Origin of the sequence: Pseudoalteromonas sp., from assembly GCF_041629635.1 — a bacterium.
Classification (GTDB): Bacteria; Pseudomonadota; Gammaproteobacteria; order Enterobacterales; family Alteromonadaceae; genus Pseudoalteromonas.
Window position 1 is genome coordinate 1 of record NZ_JBFKMX010000143.1, and the last position, 8,966, is coordinate 8,966.

Sequence of the window (8,966 nt, forward strand, 5' to 3'; positions counted from 1 at the left end):
AGTGATCCTATTTTTAGGGCTGCGCACCGGCTTAATTGTGGGTGCTATTGTGCCGCTCGTAATGCTAGTAACCCTTGCCATAATGCAATATAGCGGCATTAAGCTTGAGCGCATGAGCTTGGCAACCCTGATTATTTCGCTCGGCTTATTAGTCGATAATGGCATTGTTATTGCCGAAGACTTTAAGCGCCGATTAGAGCAAGGCATCGACCGCTACAATGCCATGGTGCAAGGATGTAAAGAACTGGCAATTCCGTTACTGAGTTCATCAGCAACCACCATTTTCTTCTTTTTACCTCTAATGTTGGCTGAGCATGTCGCTGGCGAATACACTCGCTCAATTTCGCTGGTGATATTAATCACCTTGTTAAGTAGTTGGGTATTGGCTCTCACAGTTACGCCTATTTTGAGCTATTACTTTATAAAAGTGCCAAAAACCAGCACAAATGAGGTGGGTGAATTTGGTAAATTGACACGATTCTATGCGAAGTATGAGCAGTTTCTTCACTGGGTGCTTAAACACAAATCACTGTTTTTAGCGGCGATGTTTATGCTGCTAATTGGTGCCGGTGCATCAATGAAGTTTGTTGCTAAGCAATTTTTCCCAAATTCAGACCGTACGCAAGTACTCGTTAATATTGACTTGCCGCGCGGCACCTCATCGCGCGAAACCAATCGTCAGATGCAGGAAATCTTTAAGTGGCTTAATAACAAAGAGCAGTTTGATTACATTGAGAGCTTCTCTGGTTATGTTGGTTTTAGCGGCCCGCGTTTTGTGCTCTCACTTAACCCTGAAGACCCATCGGAAAACAAAGGGTTTATTGTACTTAATGTAACCCCAGAAACCGATGTTGCTATGCGGGTATTAGAGCTGGATACACAAATTGAAGCACGTTTCCCTAATGTATCCGCTCGCGTGCGTAAAATGTTTTTAGGGCCATCGGATTCTTCGATTCTTAAGGTGCAGGTAAAAGGCCCTGATAAAGAAGTCATTTACCAAAAAGCACAAGAAATTATGGCTGTGTTACATGCTGCACCCAATGCAATTAATGTGCGTACTGATTGGGAAAACTTGATTACCAAAATCTCGGTTAAAGTGGATCAGCACCGTGCTAAACGCGCAGGGCTTACCTCAAGCGAAATTGCACAAGCCCTTGAAAGCTACTTTAGCGGCGGTGTGATTACCAACTTCCGTGATCAAGATGAAATCATTCCAATTGTGCTGCGCGCCGGTGAAAATGAGCGTAATAGTTTAGATAGATTACGTACGTTAAATGTCTATTCCGAAAAATCTGGTCGCGCTATTCCATTGTTTCAGGTTGCCGACTTTGAGCCTATTAATCAGTTTTCAATTATTCATCATGAAGATATGTTTCGCACTATTAGCATAGAAGCACGCAACACTAAGCTTTCTGCAGAAGATTTTAAAGCCCTTGTGGATGAGCAAATTCAACTGCTTAAACACGATTTGCCGGTTAATCACACCATTGAATACGATGGTGTGATTAAAGAATCCGCTGAAGGACAAAAGGCACTGAGTGCCAATATGCCTATGGTGCTTGGTTTTATTATTATATTGTTAGTAGCACAGTTTAATTCGTTCAGAAAAGCTATGGTCATTTCTCTGACCATTCCACTGTCGTTTATTGGTGCAGTGATTGGTTTGCTTCTGATGCAAGCGCCATTTGGTTTTATTGTGACCCTTGGCCTTTATAGCCTTGCTGGGATCATTATCAATAATGCCATCGTATTAATTGATCGCATCGCGATTGAACAAGCAACTGGGAAAAGTAACTATCAAGCCATTATTGATGCCTGTTTAACCCGCCTTCGCCCAATTGCAATGACCACGATTACAACGATTATGGGTTTATTACCTTTAATCATTGGTAAAGATCCTTTGTTTTATGGCATGGCTTGCGTAATCGCCTTTGGCTTAGGGGTGGGTACTGTTTTAACTTTAGGTGTTGTACCTGCACTTTATGCTGGATTCTACAGAGTTAAGAAACAGGGCTAGTTAGTTAACTTCTTCACCCGAGTTCAGGTTTATTAAAAAAAGCACAAGGGTGACCTTGTGCTTTCACTTTAGGGAAATCAGCGCAAGCGCTAATTTTAAGTGATTGTTACATTAAAATGGGCAAGCAGGATGCTGAAAGATGATTTCAGATACTGCTTGGGCCATCAACAATTGTTCGTCAGGCAACAGACCTGATACAGGATCTAAAGTCACTGAATCAATGCGTAGACCCGTAATCACCTCTGCAAATACCAAGGCCGTTAGATACTTGCCAAGGGCTGATGCATGGTTGCCGTCTGTGGCATGTAGCTCTATTTGTGGCATTAACTGAAGTACCCTATCCCACACCAAACCGACCGGCGCGATGCAACTTGCTTGCTGAGCGGTAATAACTTGATGAAGACCATAGACATACTTAGCCTCAGTGTCATCTCCACGCTGGGGATGCTCTGGAAATAATATGGGTGTTACTCCTGCGTCTTTTGCTCTAGCAATCCATCTTTGGGCACCAGTTGTTGAATAATTAGTAGTGCGTGACTGCGAATATTTCTGCCCTTGCAAAATAATGTGAGACCAGTTGTCGTTTGCAAGTGCTTCAAGTGAACTAGTACTTTTAAAGCTAACATCTAAAAATCCATGGCCAATCATTTGGCTTTCAGCTGTTTTTTCATCTGACATTTGCTTAATGATAGATGACACCACGCCACCTAACCCTGAAACATGGCTGTTTCCTGTAATAGCAATACGATAAGCACTCAGGCTCTGGTTATTAGGTACCTGCACATTGCTTTTAGGCTCAACTTGCTCACTCACCTTATCGCCGATGGGCTCAAAGGTTTTCGATGGGGTTGAAGAGTCAGAGCAAGCAAAGCTAAATATGCTAAATAAAACTACGAGTAACACACGCATAAACTTACTCCAAAGCCATACTTTGTTGATAAATCAAATACAGTTTATCTGCTAAATAATCTGATTCATGAGGAACAGAAAAGAGTTTTGAAGATGCAACTGGGCTTGCACAATTTTGCCACGTATTGGTGACAGTGCCACTACTGCTCGTTGTTACCCCTGGGTGATTTGTTTGCTCAAATTGTGGTGCACAGCCGTTAATTGCCAGCCAGTGGTTTATTGTATTTTCAACACTGGCTATTTTGCCACTAGCGCGGCCATTAATCGGTACATCCGTATCGCTTGGGCTATGCAGGTGATGAATAGCAACGGCTGTACTTGTGGTGCAAGCATTAAAATCACCTCTGAACTGTCCTGCTAATGCAACTATTCCATTTAATTTTTCTGGAATTTGGCATGCAAGGGTATACGCCATAAATCCACCAGCAGAATAGCCAAAGATACGAGCCTTTTCGCCCTCAATGGTATAATTTGCATGAGCGTAATCAATTAGATCTGAAATGTAGTGGGTGTCATCGCTGGTGTTGGTATTAGTGCTACTATCCCACTCCCAGGCGCTACCATTACCATCTGGAATTATTACTAAATAGCCTTTTTGCGCTAACATCGGCGCATCAAAAATACCCGCAACTTTTGCCATGTAACCCGGTGCGCCATGTAATGTAAGAATGAGTCCTTTATAATTATGGCTAGTATCGCCAAAAACTAAATTGTCACGCCCTTCAAACTTTAGGCAATTAGCTCCCTCTGGAATGGCACGTATACCGCATACTGGATTGTTGTTATTTTGCTCAACTATTGGTTCACCACCTTTACTATCACTTCCGCCACAGCCTGAAATGATGCAGCTCGTTAGTATGAGTATCTGGGTTATTTTTGTCATTATTTTGATCTCTGTGTTGGTATAAAAAGCGAGATTAAAACTAACCAAAGGCTGTTATTGTGGCTTAATTAAGTTATGATAATTTGATAATGAAATTATAATAATTAATTAAATCATAATGATAGAAACCTCATTTAGCTTCGATGCTATTTTAATAGATTCGCAACAAAACACTTTAACTGTTGAAGGAAAGGCGGTTGAATGCGAGCCGAAGCTATTTGAGTTATTGATTTTTTTCTGCCGTAATAGCCAGAGGGCACTATCGCGAGATGAATTAATTGAACATGTTTGGCAAGGCAGAGTAGTAAGCGATGCGGCTGTAAATCGCGCTATCAGCCAACTTAGAAAACTAATCGAGCCTAACCCATCCCAGCCGATTTATATTTTAACCGTTAGTAAAATTGGCTATCGCTTTGCTGTAACGCCTATCACAAATAACAATAAATCACCTTCAATATCCAAATCGACTAAGCCCAAATCCAGTTTAAATAAGGTAATTGGTGTTGTTGCAGCACTTTTTGTATTTGCTATTTTTGTTTTGCTAAAACCAAAACCTGCCACTCAGGCGTTAAAACTAACTGAACGCGCAATTTTAACAGAGCAGCTCGGTATTACGTTTAATCCCTATTTCGATGAAACATCAAAGACCCTTTATGCATTACATAAAAAAACCAATGATGGCTTAATCCAAGTGGTTACAGTGCAAAAAGATGGCAGTGTACGCCCATTATTTGAAAGCACTGCATACTACACTGATGTTATCGCTCATGGCGATACAATCTATTTAGCTAGGCTGATAGATTTAACGGATAGAAAATGTGAAGTTGTTGAATTTAAGCGTCAGACTAAAAAACTTACCACATTACTTGATTGCGGAAATAGTGTTATTTCGCACCTTGCACTCGGTGATAACAATCGCTTAATTTACCCTTACCGAGAAAGTAACTCGTCACCTTATAAACTAATGGGGTTGAATACTCAAACGCACCGCCAGCAGCAACTAACTCACCCAGAAAGTGTTGGCAATACATTAGGGCATCGCATTTTTGCACTCTATAACCACACACTTGCCTATATTAATTACCATGCCACCGAGCTAGACAGTTTAGTATTGCTAGACATAAATGACCAATCTGTAAGTTACAATGCTCCGTTTTTAGATGGTGTTATATCCCTAACGTGGCATAACCAAACTTTATTAATTTCCGCAAAAAGTGGCTTATATCAGTTTGACACAACAAACAAAACACTCTCACAGCTAGATTATTCTGATACCTTTAATCGGATTTTTGCTAGCAATAATGCACTCTATGCTGAGCACTATTCAGTTATCTCAAACTTGTATCAGCTTGCTAAACAAACTGACGATAACACACCTACAGCACTTACTCAGCGTCAAGCTACAATAATGCAATTTACCCCTTCACCCATAGATGAACGCATTGCTTATGTTGAATCGTTAAATGGCATGCTCAGTATTAGAATTAATTCAGCTAATACTTCAGAAATACTGCCCTTTGACGGGCAAATCACCTATGTATCTAATTTAGCGTGGGCTGTTGATGCATCTAAAATTGCCGCTAATATAAACGATGAGCTTTATGTTTATGATGTTAACAACGCAAAATGGCAGCATATTAAACATCACTTTAGCGCGATTCACTTTGTTGGTTTTGATACAAATAACAACTTATACGTCAGTGCTGAACATCAACAAGCGTGGAATATTTGGCAAATTAGCGATTCATCAAACACCGCTTTGCAAATAACGTTTAATGGTGGTTATAGTTTTTATTTTGACCAAAGTACTCTTTATTACACTAAATTCAGTCAAGATGGTTTATTTAAAACGTTAGATTCAAAGACAGAAGAGGTAATGATTGACGATTTCCCATTATTACAATGGCGCAATTGGCAGCTAGTAAACAACCAAATTATTTACGCTAAAAACAAGCAGTATGTTGCTTTTGATACCCGAAATAAAACTATTTCACCTCTTGCTGAGTTAGCTAATTACAGTGCAAATGTCTGCCGTATGTCAACTATCAACGAACAATTCTATTGTAGTTTACTCGACAACCAAGTAAGCCAAATTTGGCGTATCAATATAAGTTTAAGCACCCATTAAAAAAGGCAACCAATTGGTTGCCTTGTTCCATAGAGAATGGAACCATTATGACTCGTTTGTGATGTTATTTACATGCGCCAGCATCTTGCCAAACATCCCAAGGGCCTGAGTTTTGCTCTGGGTTTGCACCTTGTGTCCACCACTGTGCTGTGTATAAGCGACCATTGTAAGATGCCTGCTCACCGGCAAGGAAAATTGCACTTGCCGTCCATGCAACTACCCCATTACACCCATTACCACCCGTATCACTACTCACTGTAATTGACTGTGTTTTGGTGTTAGTTAGTCCTTCACTATCCGCTACTGTTAAGCTTACAGAATAAGTGCCTGCTTGCGCATAACTATGGCTTGGGTTAGCTGCACTACTTGATGTATTGTCACCAAAATCCCATGCATAGCTAACAACGCCTTTATCATCGCTTGCAGCTTGTGCAAATGACACGTCTAAGCCAGTAGCATTAAATGAGAAGTTAGCAACCGGTGCTTGATTTTCACCACCGCCACCAGAGCATGCACCTGTGCGTTTCCAAACATTGGTATACACATCTGGCTGCGCCCCCGTTGACCACCAAGTGGCTTCATATTGATTGCTTTGATAAGCGACTTTATCACCCACTTTATAAGCAGTTGCCGCTGACCAATTAGCTACCCCGTTACAGCCACCCGTGCTGTCGTCACTAATTGTAATGCGCTGTGTTTTGCTATTTGTTTGCCCTTTTGTATCGGTAACGGTGAGGCTTACCGTGTAATCACCTGCAACACTGTAGGTGTGACTAGGATTTTGGCTTGCACTACTTGCACCGTCACCAAATTGCCATGCATAACTTGTAATGCCTTTATCATCGCTTGAGCAATCACTAAATTGCGCTGTTTTACCAGATACTTGTACCGCAAAATTGGCTACAGGCTTTGCATCTCCAGTACCTCCTCCACAGCTACTACCAGCTAAATATTCATACGCAGCTTTAGCTTGCACTATGCCATAGCCGTAAGAGGTATCGCGCCCTGTGGCTCCTTTATCTTTGGCCGTTGCATTTAGAGCATCACGAATTTGTTGGTTTGAACAATTCGGGAAATGACTCCAAACAAGTGCCGCAACGCCTGACACATGGGGCGTTGCCATTGAGGTACCACTGATACTTTTATAGCCACTGTTGATCCAGGTTGAGTTAACACTAACCCCAGGCGCAGCAATTTCTACTTGGCTGTTATATTGTGAGAACGACGCTTTGCTTTCACTGCTATTAACCGCCGCTACTGATACTACGGCATCGTACGACGCTGGATAGCTCATTGAACTATTACCGTCATTACCTGCTGCGGCAATGTGTAACATACCTTGCGCGTAACTATTTGCAAATGCTTGGCGCTCGGCGCTTGATTGACCCGAACCACCTAAACTCATACTGGTTACATTAGCACCCGCTTGCTGACATTGCTCAATCGCTCGGATTAAGTCGGAGCCATACGCCCAATTTCCTTGATCGTTAAATACCTTAACAATGTGAAGGCCAAGCTGGTTTGATGGGTTTACCCCAACCACACCTTGCCCGTTACCGCCAATTGCCGCAATGGTGCCTGCAACATGGGTACCATGACCATTGCCATCGTTATACCAATTGCCCGTATTATTGCTGCCGTAGCCATCATCACCGGTAATACCATTAGATGGTAAATCAGGGTGACCTAATTGGTAACCGGTATCCATAATGCACACCTTGCGATTACCGGTTAAATTGTCACTTACCTGATTCGCCTGCACCATACCAATGCCATAAGGTGTACTTTCTGCAAGAAGGTAGCGCTTTGGATCAACCTCTACTGACTGCACATCGGCACGTTGTAGTAACGCATTTCGCTCTGCTTGAGTGAGTTCGACAGCCACAGAGTTTGTGCTTGGCAGTACGTGTATTGTTTTAGCACCAACGCTAGTTGCTACTGACTGCAATTGATTGTGTTTAAATTCGCGTAATTGTTTTGTATCTGCAGTTACAGGCAGTTCAATGTTCAGTGAATCTGCTTTTAATGTAACAATAAATCGCTCAGAGCTATCTGTATCTAACGATACTTTATCCGTCGCAAACGCTGCGCCTGCAAAGGTACTGCAAAGTAATAAAGCGTGTGTTGTTTTATTAAATTTTGCTTTCATAACTATTGCCTTAATGTTGTTGTGAAGTAATGCAAATAGTTAACAAACTACTTACAAGAGTCACAGAAACAGAAAATAGACAACGCTGTCAATTGTAATTTCATATGTAAACAAATGAAAATAAACATAAAAGCTGGCATGTAAAATTGCCTTTACGGGAAAGATTCGGAACATTTGTACCTATTTAAGGGGGTTCATCAGAGAGCAAAAACTCTAAGCCCTCAAGTGTAAATATTTTGTTACCAGAAGTTATAACTAGAGCATCTTTAAAATATTTTTTTGGTATAAAAAACAAGCAAACCAAGAAACTTTAACCCTTGTTGTATGCAATTCACAGCCAGTTAGCCAAACCATTAAAATTAATCAGCCAACTTTGCCGTTAACAACCAAATTCAGCCGTTATTCACTTTTTGGCAATTTATTGCTCATTGCAAACTAGTATGAAGTCATCAACCAGGAAGCAAAGAGAAATCACTATGACACAGTTTCACTATCAAACAGTACCAGCACAGGTGGAATATGCAGGCTTTTTTAGACGTTTTGCAGCGCTTATCATTGATGGAATATTATTTTCATTGGTAATTGCCGCTTTTGCATTCACCTTTTTTGAAAATTACTTGTCATGGAGCCCGTTTAACTTTTTTGAATTTAATGATTTTATGAACCATGAGATTTTACCTTTTATTTTGACGGTGATGTTCTGGGTATATAAAGCAGCTACCCCAGGGAAAATGGCTGTGGACAGTAAGGTGCTTGACGCGACAACAGGCGAAAAGCCAAGTGTTGGTCAAAGTGTAATTCGTTACATTGGTTATTACATTTCAGCGCTGCCACTTGGATTAGGCTTTTTATGGGCAGCAATTGATGAGAAAAACCGTAC

Annotated in this window: 6 protein-coding genes; 3 read left to right on the forward strand and 3 right to left on the reverse strand. The window is 41.1% G+C overall.

Features of this window, described 5'->3' with window-relative positions; all coding sequences use genetic code 11:
- Positions 1-2,017, forward strand: a 2,017-nt coding sequence (locus ABYD77_RS15820) for an efflux RND transporter permease subunit (protein WP_372771080.1), incomplete at its 5' end; no start/stop codon positions are given.
- A 111-nt stretch (positions 2,018-2,128) separates the two neighbouring features.
- Here ABYD77_RS15820 and ABYD77_RS15825 read toward each other — a convergent pair.
- Together ABYD77_RS15825 and ABYD77_RS15830 are read right to left on the reverse strand one after the other, a co-directional pair.
- Positions 2,129-2,926 (reverse strand): hypothetical protein, encoded by a 798-nt coding sequence (locus ABYD77_RS15825; RefSeq protein WP_372771081.1) that lies wholly within the window; start codon positions 2,924-2,926, stop codon positions 2,129-2,131.
- A 4-nt stretch (positions 2,927-2,930) separates the two neighbouring features.
- Positions 2,931-3,809 (reverse strand): PHB depolymerase family esterase, encoded by an 879-nt coding sequence (locus tag ABYD77_RS15830; RefSeq protein ID WP_372771082.1) that lies wholly within the window; start codon positions 3,807-3,809, stop codon positions 2,931-2,933.
- 118 nt (positions 3,810-3,927) lie between these two features.
- On the opposite strand from ABYD77_RS15830, the gene ABYD77_RS15835 reads away from it, so the two are divergent.
- Positions 3,928-5,937: a transcriptional regulator gene (locus tag ABYD77_RS15835; protein ID WP_372771083.1), complete on the forward strand. Its 2,010-nt coding sequence runs from the start codon at positions 3,928-3,930 to the stop codon at positions 5,935-5,937.
- Positions 5,938-6,001: 64 nt separating this feature from the next.
- Here ABYD77_RS15835 and ABYD77_RS15840 read toward each other — a convergent pair whose 3' ends face one another.
- Positions 6,002-8,086, reverse strand: coding sequence for a S8 family serine peptidase (locus ABYD77_RS15840; protein ID WP_372771084.1), 2,085 nt, complete (start codon positions 8,084-8,086; stop codon positions 6,002-6,004).
- A 476-nt stretch (positions 8,087-8,562) separates the two neighbouring features.
- Here ABYD77_RS15840 and ABYD77_RS15845 point away from each other — a divergent pair.
- Positions 8,563-8,966, forward strand: a 404-nt coding sequence (locus ABYD77_RS15845) for an RDD family protein (protein ID WP_372771085.1), incomplete at its 3' end; no start/stop codon positions are given.

Bases quoted from the DNA above. Each gene is read 5' to 3' on its own strand.
- ABYD77_RS15825 (WP_372771081.1), bottom strand. From the start codon at position 2,926: ATGCGTGTGTTACTCGTAGTTTTATTTAGCATATTTAGCTTTGCTTGC.
- ABYD77_RS15830 (WP_372771082.1), bottom strand. From the start codon at position 3,809: ATGACAAAAATAACCCAGATACTCATACTAACGAGCTGCATCATTTCA.
- ABYD77_RS15835 (WP_372771083.1), top strand. From the start codon at position 3,928: ATGATAGAAACCTCATTTAGCTTCGATGCTATTTTAATAGATTCGCAA.
- ABYD77_RS15840 (WP_372771084.1), bottom strand. From the start codon at position 8,086: ATGAAAGCAAAATTTAATAAAACAACACACGCTTTATTACTTTGCAGT.